14 protein-coding genes are annotated in these 20,850 nt (G+C 41.9%); 7 read left to right on the forward strand and 7 right to left on the reverse strand.

From position 1 onward, the window contains the following. Positions 1–6 precede the first annotated feature (6 nt). Positions 7–1,236: a ChaN family lipoprotein gene (locus IPL34_RS06485; protein ID WP_296839410.1), complete on the forward strand. Its 1,230-nt coding sequence runs from the start codon at positions 7–9 to the stop codon at positions 1,234–1,236. Here IPL34_RS06485 and IPL34_RS06490 read toward each other — a convergent pair. The 4 genes from IPL34_RS06490 to IPL34_RS06505 all read right to left on the reverse strand — a co-directional run bounded on the left by IPL34_RS06490 (position 1,223) and on the right by IPL34_RS06505 (position 5,802). Beyond that, entirely contained in the window at positions 1,223–3,037 is a 1,815-nt protein-coding gene (locus tag IPL34_RS06490; RefSeq protein ID WP_296839413.1) for a SulP family inorganic anion transporter, read from the reverse strand. The genes IPL34_RS06485 and IPL34_RS06490 overlap by 14 nt on opposite strands. A gap of 128 nt (positions 3,038–3,165) precedes the next feature. Next, positions 3,166–5,073, reverse strand: coding sequence for an ATP-binding cassette domain-containing protein (locus tag IPL34_RS06495; protein ID WP_296839416.1), 1,908 nt, complete (start codon positions 5,071–5,073; stop codon positions 3,166–3,168). A gap of 17 nt (positions 5,074–5,090) precedes the next feature. Beyond that, positions 5,091–5,474 (reverse strand): hypothetical protein, encoded by a 384-nt coding sequence (locus IPL34_RS06500; protein ID WP_296839419.1) that lies wholly within the window; start codon positions 5,472–5,474, stop codon positions 5,091–5,093. Positions 5,475–5,514: 40 nt separating this feature from the next. Then, the gene (locus tag IPL34_RS06505) at positions 5,515–5,802 is read right to left on the reverse strand and encodes a cation transporter (protein WP_296839422.1); all 288 of its coding nucleotides are present in this window, start codon (positions 5,800–5,802) and stop codon (positions 5,515–5,517) included. 633 nt (positions 5,803–6,435) lie between these two features. On the opposite strand from IPL34_RS06505, the gene IPL34_RS06510 reads away from it, so the two are divergent. From IPL34_RS06510 to IPL34_RS06535, 6 genes are all read left to right on the forward strand, one after another. Beyond that, positions 6,436–7,251 carry a TIGR04255 family protein gene (locus IPL34_RS06510; protein WP_296839425.1) on the forward strand — a complete coding sequence of 272 codons (816 nt, stop codon included), beginning with the start codon at positions 6,436–6,438 and terminating at the stop codon, positions 7,249–7,251. Positions 7,252–7,253: 2 nt separating this feature from the next. Then, positions 7,254–7,973 carry a hypothetical protein gene (locus IPL34_RS06515; RefSeq protein WP_296839428.1) on the forward strand — a complete coding sequence of 240 codons (720 nt, stop codon included), beginning with the start codon at positions 7,254–7,256 and terminating at the stop codon, positions 7,971–7,973. Next, positions 7,966–8,814 (forward strand): hypothetical protein, encoded by an 849-nt coding sequence (locus IPL34_RS06520; protein WP_296839431.1) that lies wholly within the window; start codon positions 7,966–7,968, stop codon positions 8,812–8,814. The genes IPL34_RS06515 and IPL34_RS06520 overlap by 8 nt, the downstream gene beginning before the upstream one ends. A gap of 728 nt (positions 8,815–9,542) precedes the next feature. Beyond that, positions 9,543–10,829: a diguanylate cyclase gene (locus IPL34_RS06525; protein ID WP_296839434.1), complete on the forward strand. Its 1,287-nt coding sequence runs from the start codon at positions 9,543–9,545 to the stop codon at positions 10,827–10,829. A 50-nt stretch (positions 10,830–10,879) separates the two neighbouring features. Continuing rightward, positions 10,880–14,752: an ATP-dependent RNA helicase HrpA gene (gene hrpA, locus IPL34_RS06530; protein WP_296839437.1), complete on the forward strand. Its 3,873-nt coding sequence runs from the start codon at positions 10,880–10,882 to the stop codon at positions 14,750–14,752. A gap of 64 nt (positions 14,753–14,816) precedes the next feature. After that, positions 14,817–15,599, forward strand: a complete 783-nt coding sequence (locus tag IPL34_RS06535; RefSeq protein ID WP_296839440.1) for a hypothetical protein — start codon at positions 14,817–14,819, stop codon at positions 15,597–15,599. A 174-nt stretch (positions 15,600–15,773) separates the two neighbouring features. On the opposite strand, the gene IPL34_RS06540 is transcribed toward IPL34_RS06535, so the two are convergent. The 3 genes from IPL34_RS06540 to icmF are packed head-to-tail and all read right to left on the reverse strand — an operon-like array spanning position 15,774 to position 20,703. Further along, positions 15,774–16,559 (reverse strand): enoyl-CoA hydratase-related protein, encoded by a 786-nt coding sequence (locus tag IPL34_RS06540; RefSeq protein WP_296839444.1) that lies wholly within the window; start codon positions 16,557–16,559, stop codon positions 15,774–15,776. Further along, a complete protein-coding gene (locus IPL34_RS06545) occupies positions 16,559–17,416 on the reverse strand; it encodes a 3-hydroxybutyryl-CoA dehydrogenase (protein ID WP_296839446.1) in 858 nt (285 codons plus the stop codon). The genes IPL34_RS06540 and IPL34_RS06545 overlap by 1 nt, the downstream gene beginning before the upstream one ends. 11 nt (positions 17,417–17,427) lie before the next feature. Next, the gene (icmF, locus tag IPL34_RS06550) at positions 17,428–20,703 is read right to left on the reverse strand and encodes a fused isobutyryl-CoA mutase/GTPase IcmF (RefSeq protein WP_296839449.1); all 3,276 of its coding nucleotides are present in this window, start codon (positions 20,701–20,703) and stop codon (positions 17,428–17,430) included. Positions 20,704–20,850: the final 147 nt, after the last annotated feature.

The raw sequence follows: 20,850 nt of genomic DNA on the forward strand, positions 1-20,850 counted from the left end.
CTAATCATGTACAAATTTATTCTAGGTTTATTTATTGCCCCTATCAGCAAACTCAACTCTCTGATTGTATTAGTCATCATGAGTGCGAGCCTAGGATTAGTGCCTGTTTCTGCGGCTACTTTAAACCATCGCTCTCCTGCTGATGTGATGCAGTTTTTACGAACTTATCAGCCCAATGCCTTAATGGGCAAACAAACCATCGCCTTTAATGAATTAATTCAACGTCTACTCAGTAAGCGTGTGATCTTAGTCGGAGAAATTCATGATCGCTATGATCATCACCTGAATCAATTAGCGCTACTGAAGGCTTTGCATGCACAAGATCCCAATATTGGTATTGGGGTAGAGTGGTTTCAGCAGCCTTTTCAGCCAGTACTAGATGCCTATTTAGCGGGGCGAATTGACGAGGCTGAAATGCTCAAACGCAGCGGTTACTATGAGCGTTGGCGTTATGATTATCGTATGTTACGCCCTATTTTAGTGTTCGCTAAAGAGCATCGCATTCCTGTGTTAGCGTTGAATGCTCCCGTAGAGTTGACGCAAAAGGTAGCACAAGGAGGATTAGAAGCACTAAGTGAGGCAGAGCGTGCACAATTACCCAAGCATATTAACCCACCGGAAGGCTCCTATCTCCAACGCTTACGTAAAGTATTTACCAGTCATGGTGCACATGGGGCCAGCGAAGGTCGCTTTGAAAACTTTGCTTTAGTGCAGCGTATCTGGGATGAAACGATGGCAGCTAATGCGGTGGAGTTTTTGCAGGCTAATCCACGTTATCGCCTGATGGTGTTTGCTGGAACAGGGCACATTAGTGATCGTATGGGTATTCCGAGTGATATAGCGCGTACCATTCCCGCGCAACAATTAGCTACCGTTATGACTAATACGGTGGGGGATACGCCGATGGGGCAATATGATTATTGGGTGTTAAGTCCGCAGCCGCATAATTTACCTCCCACCGGTAAACTAGGTGCGTGGTTTGAAATGGATCCGCGTGGTTTACAGGTGATCAAATTGGCTAGTAATGGAGCAGCGGAGCGCTCAGGTTTGATGAAGGGGGATCGTTTAGTAAAACTGAATCAGACCCCCATTCGTACTATGAGTGATTTATTAAGAATCTTAGCGGGCTTTAATGTAGGTGATACGGTACAGGTCACCTTAGAGCGTGACCGTTTAGCTCCTAAAGGCGAGCTAAACGCGCCACTGCTGATGACGGTAGCGATTAAGCTCCAATAGATTTCACAAACTGAAGCGGCTGTTCCGCTAAGAGTGGAGCCGCATCACACTCATGAAAGACCCGTTTAGTACAGGTATGGCAAATGGAGTGATCCAGTGCAATCGTGGTGATTTTATGAATCGCTTGCTTCTTCTCCTCGAAAAAGTATTCATGCCCAATGTGATCCATAAAATGACCCTTACGGATAAACTCACACACTTTTGATTTGATTTCAGCAAAGTATAATCCTCCGTCTTCATCTTTCAGGCGGTCGGATTCATGCTCTAGCATTTCTGCTCCTGTTAGGTCAATAAAATTAATACTACTGCCTAGTATTAAAATATGCTTATGTCCACGGCTGCTGATTTTGTGTAATTGGTTTTGAATATGATTAGCTGAGCCAAAGTAAATAGACATATCAATACGAATAATTTTTAACTGAGGGCATTCCTCTAAATGATTCAGGTCTGCATTTTTAACCAAGGTCTTTTTATTGGTTTCGGGATCAAAGTCTGGAGCCATGCTAATAACATCTGGCATAGAGGTACGTGCTAAGAACATAATCAGCGACAACAACACCCCCATATAAATGGCAAACTCTAATTCTAAAAATAAGGTGGCAAAAAACGTTGTTAATAAAATAGCAGTTTCGGTTTTACTGGTGGTAAGAATTTTCTTGATTTGCTCAATATCAATCAAATTATATGCAACTATTAAAATGACTCCCCCCATAGCTGCTATCGGTAAATAAGCAATTAGAGGGCCAATCTGCAATACAATAATAGCTAGGAAAATAGCAGCAAAAATAGCGGATAAGGGGGTTTGTGCTCCGACACTATAATTTACCCCAGAGCGTGTAAACGAACCTGATCCAGCATAACTAGAAAAGAAGCTACCGATAATATTAGACATGCCCTGCCCAAAAAACTCCTGATTACTATCAATACGTTGGTGTGATTTGGTGGCAATAGCGCGACTGATGGAAACGGCTTCAATTAAACCTAATAAAGCAATCGCAAAGGCTTGTGGAGCCAATTGTTTTAACGTGCTTAAGGAAAAATCGGGCCATGAAAAGGGAGGCAAGGAACCATTAATTGTGCCAATCAATTTAACATTACTGCTAGGAGTTGCAATCAAATAAGCAACAACACTACCCACAATCATAGCAATGAGCATATGCGGTAGCTTAGGTAAATAGCGTTTAAGTGTAAGGCTAGCCAGTATAGTAATCACCGCAATTAATAATACAGTCTTATTCGTCTCAGTAATTTGAGTAACTATTAAATACCATGTGTGAATAAAAGTATCACCTGAAGGTATTTTAATCCCTAGCACATTTTTAATTTGGCTAGTGGCAATTAAAATCGCTGCCCCCGCCGTAAAGCCTATCACGACCGTATGCGAAACAAAATTAACTAATACCCCTAATCGAGCCAAAGCAAAGACTAATTGATATACGCCCGCTAAGAAGGTAATCGTTAAAGCGGCCTCAATAAATTCGGGGGTAGTAGGTTCAGCAAAATTACTCACTGTCGAAAACACGACTATCGAAATAGCGGTGGTAGGACCGGATACTAAATGCAGTGAGGAGCCAAAAAGAGCAGCCACAATCGGCGTGACCATAGCCGTATATAAACCATATTCTGGAGGCAAACCTGCAATAGTCGCAAAGGCAACCCCTTGTGGAAGTACAATAACCGCCCCTGTTAGCCCAGCGATTAAATCTGCTTTGATAGTATTTTTATTAATCAGTCTAAACCAAGTAAGAAAAGGCAAGAAGAAATGCAGGATAGGATGATGTGCTTGGTGAGATGTGTGCATACAATGAGTCCTGTGAGAACTTTAGATTTTGAATGCGTGCCAATATTAAAGCATTAGCATGTGCTAATCTACGTCTTTTCCTGCATAGGGCCTCAGACTCTCCCTTTGGGAATAAGTAGGGACTCATGTTAAGCGCTTTCTAATGCTTCCCAACGGGCAAAAGCTGCTTCGAGTTCGGCTGCTAAACGCTCATATTGTGCTTGGCTGTGTGCCATGCTCTCAGCACCTTGCTGATAGAAATCGGACGCACTCATTTTAGTTTGTAACTCAGCCATAGCGCTCTCAAGTTGCTCAATTTTTTGCGGTAACAAATCTAGCTCACGCTGATCTTTATAGCTGAGTTTTTTAGCTTTGGTAGCAATAGGTGTCGCAGGTGAGGGTGTAGTGGTATTTTCCTTTGCAGGCGTTTTTTTCTCTATGGGAGCTTCAAGCGTTGGACTAGGACGCTGCATTAACCAATCATCATAGCCCCCCGCATATTCGCCAATATGAGCGCTGCCTTCAAAGACTAAGGAGCGTGTCACCACCTGATTGAGGAAACTACGATCATGGCTAATGAGTAAAATCGTGCCTTGATAATCAATCAATAACTCTTCCAATAATTCTAAGGTTTCCGCATCAAGGTCATTGGTAGGCTCATCCATTACTAATAAATTAGAAGGCTTAGCAAATAAACGCGCCAGCAGTAAACGATTACGCTCACCCCCAGACAATACTTTGACGGGTTTTTGGATTTGTAGCGGTGTGAATAGAAAATCCTGTAGATAGCTGATCACATGCTTGCGTTGACCGTTCACCTCAACAAAATCAGCATCTTTAATTAAGTTATCGCGTAGATTAGCTTCTTCATCAAACTGGTCACGATATTGATCGAAATAGGCTAATTCAATTTTAGTGCCTAAGGTAACTTTACCAGCAGTCGGTTGTAACTGACCGAGGATGAGTTTAATTAACGTGGTTTTACCCACTCCATTTGGACCAATAATGCCAATCTTGTCGTTACGTAAAATAGTGGTGCTAAAGTCTCTAATTAAATAGTCACTATTATCAAGCTGATAACTGAGGTTATTAATTTCGGCGACTAATTTACCGGATTTAGAGGCTTGCTCAATTTGGGCTTTAGTTTTGCCTTGTACAGTGCGCCGTGCAGCATATTCTAAGCGTAAGGCTTCTAAACGGCGTACTCGACCTTCATTGCGGGTGCGTCGTGCTTTAATGCCTTGGCGAATCCACACTTCTTCTTGAGCCAGTTTTTTATCAAATAAGGCATTTTGCGTGGCTTCTGCGTCTAGTGCGGCTTGTTTACTCACTTGGTATTTTTGAAAGTCTCCCATCCAACTCGTTAATTGACCGCGATCTAATTCAATAATACGCGTCGCCAATTTATGCACAAAAGAGCGATCATGGCTAACAAATAGCAGCGTGCCTTTAAAATTCAATAGATAGCTTTCTAGCCATTCAATAGCCGGAATATCTAAATGGTTAGTAGGTTCATCTAGTAATAATAAATCCGGTTCGGCTACCAAAGCGCGAGCGAGTAACGCCCGACGTTTCCAGCCGCCCGACAAAGCACTAAAAAAAGCCTCTGCATCTAAATCAAGGCGTGAAATCACGGTTTCAACCCGCTGATTAAGCTGCCAACCATTGAGGTCATCGATCTGCTGCTGCACTTCATGTAGTTCGTGGAGTAGGTCAGGGTTGGAGTCAGTGGCTATCTGATGACTCAGGGTATGATAGCGCTGGAGTAATACCGCCGCTTCGCCTAAGCCTTCGGCGACTAAATCAAACACGCTAATCTCACTGCCTTCTGGCACATCCTGTTGTAGGCGAGCAATCCGTACATTGCCCGCTACAATAAACTCACCATCATCGGGTAATACTTCCCGACAGAGTAGTTTCATCAAAGTGGATTTGCCTGTCCCATTCCGCCCTACTAAACACAGACGCTCGCCTGCTTCAATTTGGAGATCAATATGGTCAAAAAGACGATTATCACCGTTTTCTAACAGGATATTACGCAGGTTAAGTAGAGCCATGTAGTTATCAGTAGGAGTTAATTAATATTCAGTTGTTCGGCTTTGGGATCAGGTTTTTCCACAATCTCGTCATTCACCAAGGTTTCGGAGTCTGTGGGAGTCGCAGGCTCTGTTTCGGAGGTGGCAGTGTCGGAGGCTGTGGTGTCGGTATCCGCAAAAGGTAAAGGTTCCGGCATAGACTCGGTGAGATCGGTCATACTGGAGAGGCAATTACTATACTCGCTTTCAGTAATAGTGCCGTCTTGAATATAGCTTTTACATAAATCTTGTAGCGCTTGAGCCGGATCTTCACTATTGACCTCAGCAGATTCGCTAGGAGAAGTGGACGCATCGGTATTCTCAGCATAGCTAAGCGATCCAAAGCTCATTAAACCTAGTGCTAATAGGAGTGCATATTTCATATACCTAATTCCTTAACGGATGATCTTACCTCATTAGGGGCTAAGTTTTGACATGATCCATGCGACCAATGGCGCAACTTACCACCGAACGAGCTTTTTCTTTCAATGACTCAAGCCCGTGGACACTACCACGCACCGGATAGCCTAGACTGAATAACAGTGTTTGGGCGCTGTCTTTAACATCTACTTCACTATCGAGCGTAATGGTTTGAGCTTCAATATCGACCTTTACCGCTTTAATTCGTTCATCACTCATGAGCTTACGAGTAATGGTATTAACACACCCGCCACAACGAATGTTTTCGACTTCTAATATGGTTTCAATCATCAATCTTGCGCGAGAAATCCCATGCTTCAGACAGGGGAGGGATAGCACATCGGCACGATAACCGATCCTTTTCTCGCTTCCTATTATCAAGCTAGCTATCTTTTGTTTGGTTTTACCTTGCTACACCACAAGGCTAGATAGTTGGGATACAATACCCATCGTTTTTACAAAGCTTTTAATGAATTGTTCTGGCATCTCTCCTGTGCTTGTTAGCACATACTTACAATTTCGTGTGCAAGCTTTAACTATGGGCTAACAAGGTAAAAGGGACTTGTTCTTAGAAGGTCATAATTTACTATAAAGTGCTTGGAATGTATACAGGAGCGATTTTATCGTTGGCAAAAACTAAGACATGCTTGTATTCATTTTTTGCATCTGTAGTAGTCTAGGCTATGAAATAGACACTTAAGCATTGAGGACTTCTAGGTCTTAAGCAGTTTTATTTTATCATGGAGCACTGTATATAGTATTTTAAAATAAAAAAATTACTACATGTTGTACATGGCTGATAAGTTAACCATTAATCTATTGGTTGTTGAGGTATTAAAAATATTTCCTTACTCTCCAATAATATAGTTGTGTAATTTGGTGTATAATTGGATAATAGGAACGACAGAAGGAGTCCACGCAACCATGAAAACACATATTCCAGTAGAACGGTTAAGCAAGCCACCGTTAGTGTTGGTTTTTGCTTTTATAAAATTTGCCCCACTACCTTCAAAAGATTTTGAAGATGCTGTTCTACAGCTACATAGTGTAATTCGTAAAGAATATCCGGGTATAGAAAAAGGTAAAGACAAGAATATCCAAGTTCTTTTTAATGAGCAAGAAGATCAATTTCATCAAGAAATAAAACATACTGAAGAACCATCTGTAACATTTACCAGTTCAGATTCTTCTTGGTTAATTAAGATAAATACAACCAGTCTTGCTATTTTTACAAAAAAATATATATCTTTTGATGATTTATTAAAGAAGGTGTTAGGAATAATAAGTCAGTTAGAGCAGAAGGCTAGCATTACACATACTTCAAATATTGGTTTGCGTTATATTAACCGAATAGATATTAACACTGAAACTGGCTTTGATGATTCAGTAGTGAATGGTTTTCTTCAGCCCAAAATTGTGGAGTTTAATGCTATGGCTGGTTCTGATATGGTAAATATATACCAAGCTGATCCTGGCTGGTGCATTCTTAGAACCTCTTTAAAAATACAAGGACATGAGGTTCCGAATGATTTATTGCCTGTCGCTCAGAAGATGAGGCTTGCACTTGAGCCTGTAAATAATGTTTTTGCCTCTATTGATATAGATAGCAATACGATGTCTCATGATTATATTGAATTTAATATCGAAGGCATTAGAAATTGTTTTTCAGAGCTTCATTCATTGATAAAGATTGCTTTTGGAAGCGTTTTAACAGAGGCTGAAATTCAACGCAGGAGTTAGTCATGGGATACGTATTGCCTCCTAATGTTACTAAAGTTGTGGTTAAATTTGCAGGAATGGTGATTGCAGGAATGTGTTTCGTTGCACCTCCAGCTAACGCTGCTACTGGTACTGCAAAAACTAATCTAAGCCCACCATTAACCAAGGAAATGTCTGGCATAAGAAATTCGAGAAAGGGGAGAAATCTTCTTTTAGGGTATGTACGTTCTGATATTCAACTAGAGGCTAGATACGACACACCTACGAAAGCATCAGAAATTAGGAAAATTCCTACGTCGCAGGCTATCCATGTTGAAAACGCAGGTGGAGCTGAAAGCTTCTATGACAGGGTTGAAAGTATCATGACTAGGTTTGGCTTTAATAAAAGTCAACTTTCAGCCGTTCTTAATGTACAGCGAAAGTCTATCTATGATTGGAAGTCTAACCTGTCTGTAGAAGTACGCTCCGCGACTGTTGATCGCGTCCAAACTCTTGAGGATTTTGCAGCTTACATGGATGATGGACATTCAAGATTCTTGAGTAAGTTGGTATTTGGTTCATTAGGCCATAAAGACTTGGCACAGGAAATAACCAAGGATGCCTTGGACTTGACCCAGTTAAAAGCACTATACGACAACTACTGGCTTGAGTTTGATGGTATGTACAAACGGGCTAAACTTCGTGAAGCAACTAAAGACTTCTCGAATGAGTCCTCAAAAGAGGAACTGTTTATTAGTGTCTGAAGAAGATGAGGTTCGTTCTAAACTGCTTGCAGCCGGATGGAAACAGGGGACTTGTATTGATGCTCAGGAAGCTCTTCAAAAGATTCCTGACATTCATGAATATCACAAGAACATACTGAAAAGCACAAACGGCTGCTTGTTAATTGTTACGCTTTACGATTGTGCGGTTATTAATGGCTCTTTTGAAAAAGAACCATTGCTTAGTTATGTTATTGCAAGCCCTATTGATAGCATAAATCCTAACAACATTTTATCGAAGAATAGTCGCACTCTTCACTTTAATCTTGGCATTGGAGACACAGAGCGATATTTTGAAGTCAATGCTGGTTCATTTGGAGTTATCTGCCGAAAATCATTGCTAACTCTTTTACCTTTAGTAAACATTACTTTTGGTGAGAAAACAAAGCGAGTATTTCTTAAGTGGATTCAACGGCGCACGACTCAAGCCACATTTCCTGATAATTTTGATCGCAGACTAAATAAAAGCAAACGTAGCAAGCTTTTTGATAAATATGATGATAAAAACGTTACTGGCGTTTATCTCAGGTTATCACCTAGACATGCTGAATTGCCAGAATCGGAAGTCTATAACGCATCAATCATAGTAGCTGTCAGTGATTCTGAAGCCCGGAAATTCATGAAAGAAAATGAAACTGCATTACTAATGCAATTGGATTCATTCTTTAATTCACTAACGGGCGTTAACTTGATTGAAAAACAGATTGTTGCAGAAGGGCAATTAACTTTAAGTTTGTTGCGCGATTATGACTTATGGTCGCCGGAATATAATAGTTTCAAGTCAGATCCTGAGGGTATTTCACCAGTGGATTTAGGCCGTTAATTTTTAAAGACATTTTCTACTCTTTCCTCAATTGTGCTGTGTTTTCCTACGTTGTCGCTCGGATTTATAAAAAGCAGTTGTTGGATAATTATGATTTGATCGTGAATGTTCGGTAGTCGTTAACGCCCTTTGTAGGAGGGGTAGGCTGAGACTTAGGGCAATGAGAACCAAAACTGGAGGATTACGAGTTAAACCTTGTTTACAACCAACTGCATAACCGCTACCGTCACATTTAACCCTATTAGTAGAAAAACCTTGTGCGGACTAACTAATAAAACTGATCTTATGCCATTGTCTATAGGATTTGCATAATGATTAGTGAAGATTAGGCTAGTCCTTTTTGAGGAAACTTCGGCATGTGGCTTTCTCCTTAAACAGATGAGTGGATTGATGCGTTTGCAACCATCTAGTGTAAAGCCTTCACTTCACTAATAATAGGTTTAGCTCCTTTAGCTCCTTTAGCTCCTTTAGCTCATGAAATAAAGTTTTGTAACAAGATAGAGTAAATCTTCCCTACTGGGCTATTACAAGTATAAAAACTGAAGCGCAGTTGAATATAGGGGCTAGTCTTCCTTAGGCGTGGCGTTATATCGGTTTTCACTAGACTTGCGCGGCCAGCTAATGCAATAGTTTGCTCACTAATCATAACAATAACCACACACCGAGCAGGCTTAGAGGTATGCACTATACTCAGAAAATCTTAGTTTATTGATGTTAAGAGTTAGCCTGTGTCAGTTCAGAGTTTTTCGGTGCGCCATAACCCCCAACTGAATAAGAATAATATGAAACGATTAGCCTCACCTGAGCCTTACCCCGTCACGGTACATCAAGTCCATGAGCAGATCAGCTTTTTAAATCAATATGGGTCTGTATATTTATGGAGTAACTTATTAGCCGCCACCTTGTTTGCGACCGTAGTTTTAGTAGCCCATATTGAATATATATTGCTGATAGGCATTTGGTTTGTGGCGATTTTAGCCGCGAATGCCATGCGCTGGATGTTAGATCTAGAGTTTAAGCCTTCCTATAATTATGCCAATTATCAAATGGATACCTTACTCAATCGGCATATTATGTACACCACTTTGATTAGCACCTTATGGGGTGTGACTGGATTGGTACTATTTTCCACCTTGATTAGTGTGCAGGCTATTCATGTGGTGATTCTCGCGCTAGTCACGTTAGTGAGTCTGCCGTTGTTTATGGTGGTGCGTACTTATCGCTATATACAGGTAGCAGCCCTGTTATTGCCTATCGTGCTAAATTTATCGATTGTGGGGGAGCTAGGGCAAAGTGCTTTAGCGGTTGTAGTCGTGATGATGGGAATTACCACGCTAGCTTTAGCCCAAGTGCTGGAAAAGATATTAATTCGTTTAGGTGATTTACAACAAAATTTGCTAGAGCAAACCAATAAAGATGCTACTACTGCGATTCCTAATCGACGTTATTTTGAACAAGCGCTCAAAGTTGAATGGCAACGGGCTGCACGTTCTGGTGATGCCATAGCGCTATTAATGCTCGATATTGATCATTTTCGCCTATTCAATGAGATGCAAGGGCATGAAGCAGGGGATCAATGTTTAAAAACGATTGCTCAAGAGTTACGTAAAGTGGCTAAACGTACCTCGGATGTAGTCGTGCGCTATGGGAGCGATGAGTTTGCTATCTTGTTGCCGAGTACTCATATTGACGATGCGACTTTATTAGCCGAGCGTATGCGTACTGCTATTGAAGAGTTACAAATTAGTCACGCGGGTGAGCAATTTGAACGCTATATCACAGTGAGTATTGGCGTATCCTTTTGTTATCCCACGCCTATGCGAGCCAATGAGCCGCAACGCCCTACCGATATGGTTTACCCAGCGGCACTTATTAATGCCGTAGAACGGGCGCTTTATAAAGCTAAGCGTGGTACACGCAATACGGTCGTGAAAGAGTTTTGTGGTGATGAAGCCATTTCGCGTGCCGCAATGCATGTTGACCAATTACAAGTACAAGCTGCGAAGGTAGCCTAATAACACTATAATGCGCCCTTTGCACTTGACTTTTCATAGGGCGCAGTAGCGTGAAATCCCAACAACAACAATCCCTCAGACCCTTATTCGCACAATTACCTAAAGCATTAGGGGGCGAGCGCTTTGCTTTACGGCGCGAATTACAGGTATTAGATCGTCAAAATACCTTAGATGAAAAACGTTTAGAGCGTGTGCAACAACGCCTCACGGAATCGGTTACTAAACGCAATCAACGTATTCAAAACGTACCCACTCCTAAATATCCCACTGATTTACCCGTCGCTCAGCGTCGTGATGAAATTATTGAGGCGATTAGAAAACATCAAGTGGTGATTATTTGCGGTGAAACGGGTTCAGGTAAAACGACTCAATTACCTAAAATGTGTTTAGAAGCAGGGCGTGGGATTGATGGTTTTATTGGTCATACGCAACCGCGTCGCATTGCGGCACGTAGTGTTGCGGAGCGGATTGCAGAAGAATTAGAAACCACTTTAGGGCAACACGTCGGTTATAAGGTCCGCTTCCAAGATAAAATTCAGCCCAGTAGTTATATTAAACTGATGACGGATGGGATTTTATTAGCCGAAATTCAACAAGATCGCTATTTAAATGATTACGATACTTTAATTATTGATGAGGCACACGAGCGCAGTCTCAATATTGACTTTCTACTCGGTTATTTAAAATGGCTCTTGCCTAAACGTCGTGATCTCAAAATTATTATCACTTCAGCCACGATTGATCCCGAACGCTTTGCTAATCATTTCGAGGGTGCGCCAATATTAATGGTATCGGGGCGCACGTATCCGGTAGAAATTCGTTATCGCCCACTGATTGACATTGAAAGTGATGATGAGGATGAGCGCGATATTACCGATGCCATTATTGATGCGGTGGATGAGCTACGCCGCGAGGGTTCGGGTGATATTTTGGTATTTATGTCGGGCGAACGTGAAATTCGTGAAACTGCTGAAGCACTGACTAAACATTTACCCCCTGCTTATGAAGTACTACCCTTATTTGCGCGTCTGACAGCAGAAGAACAACATCGTATTTTTGAACCACACGGACGACCGCGCGTAGTACTGGCGACCAATGTGGCGGAAACCTCGCTGACAGTCCCCGGCATTAAATATGTGGTGGATACAGGCTTGGCGCGTATTTCGCGTTATTCATGGCGGGCAGGCATTCAACGTTTACCGATTGAAAAAATTTCCCAAGCCTCCGCCAATCAGCGCTCTGGGCGTTGCGGGCGTGTGTCCGATGGTATTGCCATCCGGCTGTATAGTGAGGATGACTTTAAAGATCGTCCGCTGTTTACTGAGCCAGAGATTTTACGCACTAATTTAGCTGCGGTTATTTTACAAATGGAAACCATGCGCTTAGGCGATATTGAACAGTTTCCCTTTGTGGAAAAACCGGATGTGCGCCTGATTCGTGATGGCTATAAATTGCTATTTGAAATCGGGGCAGTGGATGATGATTATAATGTCACCCCCTTAGGTCAAACCTTATCACGCTTACCGCTGGATCCGCGTTATGGGCGTATGTTGCTCACGGCTGAAAAAGAGGGCGCATTAAAAGAAGTGCTCATCATTGTAGCAGCACTTGCAGTACAAGATCCCCGCGAGCGTCCATTAGATAAACAACAAGCCGCCGATGAAAAACATGCGCGTTTTAAAAATGAAGACTCAGATTTTTTAAGCTATTTAAATCTATGGAATTATATTAAAGAACAACAAGCAGCTAATTCTAAAGGGCAATTTCGTAAGCAAGCTAAAAAAGAATTTTTGTCATGGGTGCGCATCCAAGAATGGGAGGATATTCACTATCAAATCAAAAGTACTCTGCTTGACAGTGACCTCAAAGAGAATGACAAAGACGCCGAATATAATCAAATCCATCGCGCTTTATTATCAGGACTACTAGGCAATATTGGTCTCAAAGATGAGGATTTTCAGTATCAAGGCGCGAATGGGCGTAAATTTATGATTTTCCCCGGCTCGCATTTGAAAAAGAAAAATCCACCATGGATTATGGCGGCTGAATTAGTCGAAACTACTAAACTCTATGCTCGCACGGTCGCTAAAATCCAGCCAGAATGGATTGAGGAATTTGGCCGCCATCTCATCAAGCATCATTACACTGAACCTCATTGGGAGCAAAAACCTGCTAATGTCGCTGCCTATGAGCGCACTTCACTGTATGGAATTACGATTATTCCTAAGCGCAAAATTAGTTTTGGCGCGATTGACCCCATTATTAGTCGGCAACTGTTTATTCGTCATGCGTTGGTTTATAGCGAGTATGCTGCAATAGGCGCTTATGCTAAACATAATGCCGAATTGATTGCTAAAGTAGAGGAGTTAGAGGCTAAAGGGCGGCGACGTGATATTTTGGCAGATGAGCAATTATTATTTGATTTTTTTGAGCAACGTATTCCCGAAAATGTCTATAGCGGTCATGCATTTGAGCGTTGGCGTAAACAAGCCGAAGCAAAAGACCCTAAAATACTGTATTTAACCCTCGATTATTTAATGCAACGCGAAGCTGATCACGAAAAAAGTAATCAGTTTCCTGATACTTTACATGTGCAGGGCATGGTCTTACCCCTTAAATACCATTTTGATCCTAAAGCCGAAGATGATGGGGTTACGGCACGTATTCCTTTATTAGCACTTAATCAATTAACGCCAGAGCGCTTTGATTATCTCGTACCCGGATTATTAGAGGAGAAACTCACGGCTCTTATTCGTGGTTTACCTAAACAAATTCGTAAGCATTTTGTGCCTGCCCCCGATTATGCACTCGCTTGTTTAGAAGCCATACATCCGAGTGAAACCGTGAGTTTAGCTGATGCAATGGGCAAACAATTATTGCGTATGAGTGGTACTACTATCCCTAAAGAAGCGTGGGAGCATATAGAGTTACCCGCCCATTTAATGATGCGTTTTGAGGTGATTGATAATGCCGGAGTAGTAGTACAACACGGACGCGATTTGACAGCATTACAAAATAAAGTACGCCAGCAAACTCGTGAACAATTAAGTACTCAGCCCATGATTAATATTGAGCGCGATCAAATTAAAACATGGGATTTTGGCGATTTACCCGAAGTGCATTGGATTGAAACCAGCCATATGAAACTTCGTGCTTGGCCTGCCTTAGTCGATAAGGGTGATCATGTGGCGATTGAGCTATTTGATTCTGAATATGAAGCACATCAAACTCATAGAAAAGGAGTACTCAGGCTATTTCAATTCGCTTTACCGACGGAAATGCGCGATATAGCTAAACATATTCCAGCCTTGCCAAAACTGTGTATGCAATATGCGGCAACGGGGAAGTGTGATGAGTTACGTGAAAGTGTAGCGCGTTATGCCTTTCGCCAAGCCTTTAAGGACTATTTAGATATTCGCAAACAAGCTGATTTTCAGAAAGCTATTTTAGCCGTACGTAAAAGTATTTTTCCACAAGTACAAGAATTATCACGTTTAATCGTACCTGCTTTTGAAGCGTATCATGATATTCGTAAGCAATTAAAAAGTAAGTTCGTAGCCTCTATGATGGAAGCTGTGAATGATATGAATGAGCAGCTTGATCATTTAGTTTATGTAGGCTTTTTAGATCAAGTGGAACCAGATAATTTACGCCATTATCCACGCTATTTAAAAGCGGTGCAAAGACGTTTGGAAAAGTTAAAAGCTGATCCTAATAAGGATTTAGCTTTACGTCAGCAAGTCAATCCCTATTGGCAAAAGTATGTAGGTTATTTAAAAGCCAATCGAGTCGTGAGTGCTGAAGTGATTGAGTTTCGCTGGATGTTGGAGGAATTCAGAGTGTCGCTGTTTGCCCAAGAGCTAGGTACAGCTAAGCCAGTGTCAGCAAAGCGCTTGGATAAGGTATGGAAAGGAGTGACTTAAACGATCATTTTAATAATTGGGTGACTATAATCATAGTTATATCAACCGCTAGGAGTATCGAGATATGTCTGCCTTAAAGTTTTTCTGCTGGAGTTTGGTGCTTTTTGCCAGTTTCCTTAGCTCAACAAGCCATGCGCTCACGCCCTCGCCTAGTCTCAAAAAAGCATTAGATGCTATTTATGATAGCTATGATAAGAAACATCAATGCTGGCGGCATAATGCTGAGGGTGAATATTTTTATTGTTTTAAATTAGATCGTATAGATCAATTAGAAACGGCTCAATCTAAACGGCTGTATGTATTATTAGCGGGGGCAAAATATACGGCTGGGGGCGAAAATGGTGCTCATGCTGAACCCGGAATGGTGGGGGCTTTTGTTTTTAAACAAGTCGGTGAGCAATTAACGACTTTAGTGGGTGATCCTAGTTATGAGGTAGGATCTTGGGGAAAAGCGCCTACTCAATGGCAATGGGTAAAATTAGGACCAGACCATTATTGGGGTTGGAAAAATAGTTGGTCTGATGGGCATCAGGGGGCAGTAGGTTCTCGCTACACTATTTTAGCACCCTATGGTAAGGGTATTAAGGAAATAGCAGATATTATTGAAAGCTATGATGATGCGGGAGCTTGTATGCCAGAAACGGGGTGTAAACCTAGTTCTTATAGCAGTACTTTAAAAATTGATTCGACTCAGTTTAATAATAAAGTGTTTCCTCTTATTCTCACTGCATCGGGTAAAAAAGAAGGCAAGCCGATTAAAAAGAAAACATGGATAGTCCCGTTTAATCTGAATAAGTGGCAATATGAAGAATCGAAAGATTGGCCTATGAGTGGATTGGATTATTGACTTGGCTGTTATTAGTTGATTAGTAAAAGCTAGGGTAGTGCGTTAGATGTGTTGAAGGCATATATAAAGATCAGCCAGAACTTTGCCTGAGACTCACTTGCACAAGATGATAAAACATTATTTCAACTCTTTAATTGCACCACCACCCCAAACTAGGTTTTAAGTTACAAAACCTTATTGCGCCTTAAATTGGGCTGCCCGCTTTTCAATAAAGGCTTGCATGCCTTCTTTCTGATCATACGTGGAAAAGGCAAGACCAAATGCTTGAGTTTCTAATAAACAGGCTTTTTCTAAATCTAAGTTTTGCCCATTTTGCACTAATTGCTTAGTTAAACGTACTGCAATTGGACCTTTTTGAGCAATCAATCGAGCTGTTTTTAAAGCTTCTTCCATTAACTGTTCGCGTGGATAAATATGATTGACTAAACCCCAATCTAAAGCTTCTTGGGCTTTAATTTGTCGACCTGATACTAATAGTTCTAATGCACGCGCTCGACCAATCAAGCGAGTTAAGCGCTGAGTTCCGCCAAAACCGGGCGTTACTCCTAAATTCACTTCAGGTTGACCAAATTGCGCAGTATCCGCCGCCATAATCCAATCGCAACTCATCGCTAATTCACAGCCTCCCCCTAAACAAATACCATTCACGACAGCGATCACCGGGAAGGGCAAAGCTTCAAGACTAGCGAAAGCATCCATACCCTGTTGTGAAAAATGCATAGCTTCTAAAGCAGAATAACTTTGCATTTCCTTAATATCAGCACCTGCCACAAATGCTTTTTCTCCAGCACCCGTGAGCAATAATACTCGTACTGTATTTAATGAGGCTAAATATTTGGCTGCTTGATGAGTTTCATCTAGAGTTTGACTATTTAGAGCATTATAAGCCTTAGGACGATTAATAGTGAGACGATAAATCCCTGTCTCTAATTCGTCTAATAGAATGTTTTGAAATTCCATTATTTAGTCTCGTAGGTATAAAAGCCACGTCCAGTTTTACGCCCTAAATAGCCCGCATCAACCATCTTGCGTAATAATGGGCAGGGACGATATTTACTGTCTCCTAAACCTTCATGGAGTACTTCCATAATAGATAAACAGGTATCTAAACCAATTAAATCGGCTAAAGTCAAAGGTCCCATAGGGTGTGCCATACCGAGTTTCATAATCTCGTCTATAGCTTCAGGCGTAGCAACCCCTTCATAAAGGGTATAGACCGCCTCATTAATCATGGGCATTAAAATACGATTAGAGACAAAGCCCGGACTATCATTAACAGTCACTGGAATTTTAGAAATATCCTTAGATAATTTTTCTACTACTTGATAGGTAGTATCGCTAGTTTGTAACGCACGAATGATTTCAACCAGTTTCATGAGTGGGACTGGATTCATAAAGTGCATACCGATCACTTTATCGGGTCGTTTAGTCTCGCGGGCAATACGAGTTAATGAAATAGAGGAGGTATTAGAGGCTAAAATAGTTTCATGTTTGCAAATATTATCTAAGCGACGAAATAAATCGGCTTTAATTTCTAGGCGCTCACTAGCGGCTTCTACCACTATATCAACATCCGCTAACGCTTTTAAATCGGTAGTACTATTAATATGCGCTAAAGTAGTAGATTTTTGCTCGGTAGTAATGGCTTCTTTTTTAATGAGACGATCTAAGCTAGTGCTGATCGTTTTTAAACCTTGATTAATAACGGTTTCGTTTAAATCATTCAGTACGACCTTAAAACCGTGTGCCGCAAAAACTTGAGCAATGCCATTGCCCATAGTGCCAGCGCCAATCACGCCAACTGTTTGAATAGTCATATTAGTTGCTCCTACATATTACGACGGTATTGGCCACCGACTTCAAATAAAGCATTAGAAATTTGCCCTAGTGAGCAGTAACGTACTGCATCGACTAGAGCGCTAAATATATTTTGATTATGAATAGCTGCTTGTTTCACTGCATTTAGAGCGGTTTCCGCATAAGCTTGATGACGTGTTTGGAATTCAGCTAAACGTTGAATCTGGCTTCGCTTTTCTTCCTCGGTGGAGCGAGCTAATTCAATTTTAAAGGTTTCTCGCCCCTGAGGGTTAATAAAGGTATTTACTCCAATAATCGGTAAACTACCATCGTGTTTTTTATGTTCATAGTACATCGATTCATCTTGAATTTTACCACGCTGATAGCCTGTTTCCATTGCTCCTAAGACACCGCCCCGCTCAGCAATGCGTTCAAATTCACTTAATACGGCTTCTTCTACTAACTCGGTTAATTCCTTAATAATAAATGCACCTTGCAGTGGATTTTCATTTTTAGTTAGACCCCATTCATTATTAATAATGAGCTGAATGGCTAGTGCACGGCGTACTGAGTTTTCCGTGGGGGTCGTAATCGCTTCATCAAAGGCATTAGTATGGAGACTATTGCAGTTATCATAAATCGCAATTAATGCCTGTAGGGTAGTACGAATATCATTAAAATCCATTTCCTGAGCATGTAAAGAGCGCCCTGAGGTTTGAATATGATATTTAAGTTTTTGACTGCGCTCATTACCACCGTATTTAAAACGCATAGCAGTAGACCAAATACGCCGTGCGACTCGACCTAATACGCTATATTCGGGATCCATACCATTACTAAAAAAGAATGATAAATTCGGTGCGAAATCATCAATATGCATACCTCGCGCTAAATAGGTTTCTACAAACGTAAAACCATTCGAGAGAGTAAAGGCGAGTTGTGAAATCGGATTCGCACCCGCTTCAGCAATGTGATAGCCCGAAATCGACACCGAATAGAAATTACGTACCCGATGTTGAACGAAATACTCTTGAATATCACCCATCATCTTCAGGGCAAATTCAGTAGAGAAAATACAGGTATTTTGCCCCTGATCCTCTTTTAAAATATCGGCTTGTACTGTGCCGCGTACATTTTCTAGCGCCCAGATTTTAATCTTTTCGCGCTCATCATCAGTCGGTGCACGACCATTATCGCGTTCAAATTTGTTGAGCTGTTGATCAATAGCGGTATTAATAAACATCGCCAAAATCATCGGCGCAGGACCATTAATCGTCATGGACACCGAGGTCATGGGATTGCATAGATCAAAGCCATCATAGAGTACTTTCATATCATCTAGAGTGGCGATTGAAACTCCAGAGTTGCCTACTTTGCCATAAATATCAGGGCGTTCGGCGGGGTCACAGCCATACAAGGTCACTGAGTCGAAGGCGGTCGAAAGCCGTTTGGCTTCAGAGTGTTCGGATAAACGTTTAAAGCGTGCATTGGTTCTAAAGGCATCACCTTCACCCGCAAACATGCGTGTCGGGTCTTCATTTTCGCGCTTAAAAGCGAATACCCCAGCAGTATAGGGGAAGCTACCGGGGAGATTTTCTAGTAACAGCCATTTGAGCAATTCACCGTGATCTTCATAGGACGGTAATGACACTTTAGGGATTTTTAAACCGGATAAAGTAGTACGTTTGAGCGTAGTACGAATTTCCTTATCACGAATTTTCACGACGTATTCATCGCCGCTATAGCTAGCTTTGACTTGTGGCCATTGATCGAGGAGTTTGCGAGCACGCGGATCTAAGTGCTCATTGTGCTGTTGAATGAGGGTATCTAAATTGTCCGCACTTTGCCCGCATTCGCTGAGCATGCGTTTCGTTTCAAGCAGTTGCTGGCGTTCACGAGCAATTTTCGCTTGAGTGTGCACCGTTTTTTTGTAGCCGCGCACAGTATCGGCAATTTCAGCTAAATAACGTACTCGTTCGGGTGGCACAATCACGGTATTACCCGATGATTTACGCAAAGTAGTCGCAGGTAGGGTATCAGGCTGATGTTTCAAGCCTAGATTAGTGAGCACTTGCAGCAAGTGTTGATATAGGGCGGTCACACCGTCATCATTAAAGCGTGCGGCAATCGTGCCAAATACAGGCATGGATTCAATAGGTTGCGAGAAGGCTTCACGATTGCGTTGTACTTGTTTGCTGACATCACGGTAAGCATCCTCTGCCCCTTTGCGGTCAAATTTATTAATCGCTACGGTGTCGGCATAGTCAAGCATATCAATCTTTTCAAGCTGACTTTGAGCACCAAATTCGGGGGTCATCACATAAAGCGAGGTATCTACAAAGGGCACGATTGCTGCATCACCCTGGCCAATGCCGGGGGTTTCGACAATAATAAAATCAAAGCCCGCTAAACGACAGGCTTGAATAATAGCGTGCATCACCGCAGGGACTTCACCCACCGAATCGCGGGTAGCAATGGAGCGCATAAAAATATGCGGATGATCAATCGAGTTCATGCGAATCCGATCACCGAGGAGTGCGCCCCCGGTTTTGCGCCGTGTAGGATCTATAGCAATAACGGCGATTTTTAAATGATTTTGTTGCCCGATACGGAAACGGCGAATGATTTCATCCGTTAGTGACGATTTACCAGAACCTCCTGTTCCTGTAATTCCTAGCACTGGCACTTGATGCGCGGGTTGTGTACTTTGTAATTCGGTGAGCAGTTCTGAGGCGACTTGATCATTTTCTAAAGCAGAAATAAAACGCGCTAACGCTTTCCAGTCACCTTGCTTAATTGCTGTGAGATCATTGGGAGCGTGAGTGCTAGGCTCATAATCACAACGCGCTAGCATATCTAAAATCATGCCCTGCAAACCTAGCTGCTGACCATCAGCCGGTGAATAAATTCGCGTTACACCATAGGCCTGCAAATCACTAATTTCTTCAGGAATGATGACACCACCCCCGCCACCAAAAATTCGGATGGATTCCCGCCCCTGCTCGCGCAGCATATCGACCATGTATTTGAAATATTCATTATGCCCGCCTTGGTAGGAGCTAACAGCGATTGCATGTGCGTCTTCTTGAATCGCGGCATCAACAATTTCAGCCACTGAGCGATTGTGACCTAGATGGATAACCTCTGCGCCATTGGCTTGCAAAATACGGCGCATGATATTGATAGCGGCATCATGACCATCAAATAAACTGGCGGCGGTCACAAAGCGTATTTTACGGGCGGGAGTAGGAATAGATTGAGTCTGATCTGGGTAAATTGTATTCGATACCGGATGTAATGCCGACATAATTAAACTCCGCCCCTAGCGTTAATTGGGTGTATGTGCAACTATTCAAGCGCTTTGTAAGGCTTGTAACCTTGTTGACGCTAAGGCGAATTAAACCCTAGCCTACCTCTGCATCGTATTTGCGCTGTTTAGCAGTTTGTTATAAAT

Origin of the sequence: Thiofilum sp., assembly GCF_016711335.1 — a bacterium.
In the GTDB taxonomy this organism is placed as follows: domain Bacteria; phylum Pseudomonadota; class Gammaproteobacteria; order Thiotrichales; family Thiotrichaceae; genus Thiofilum.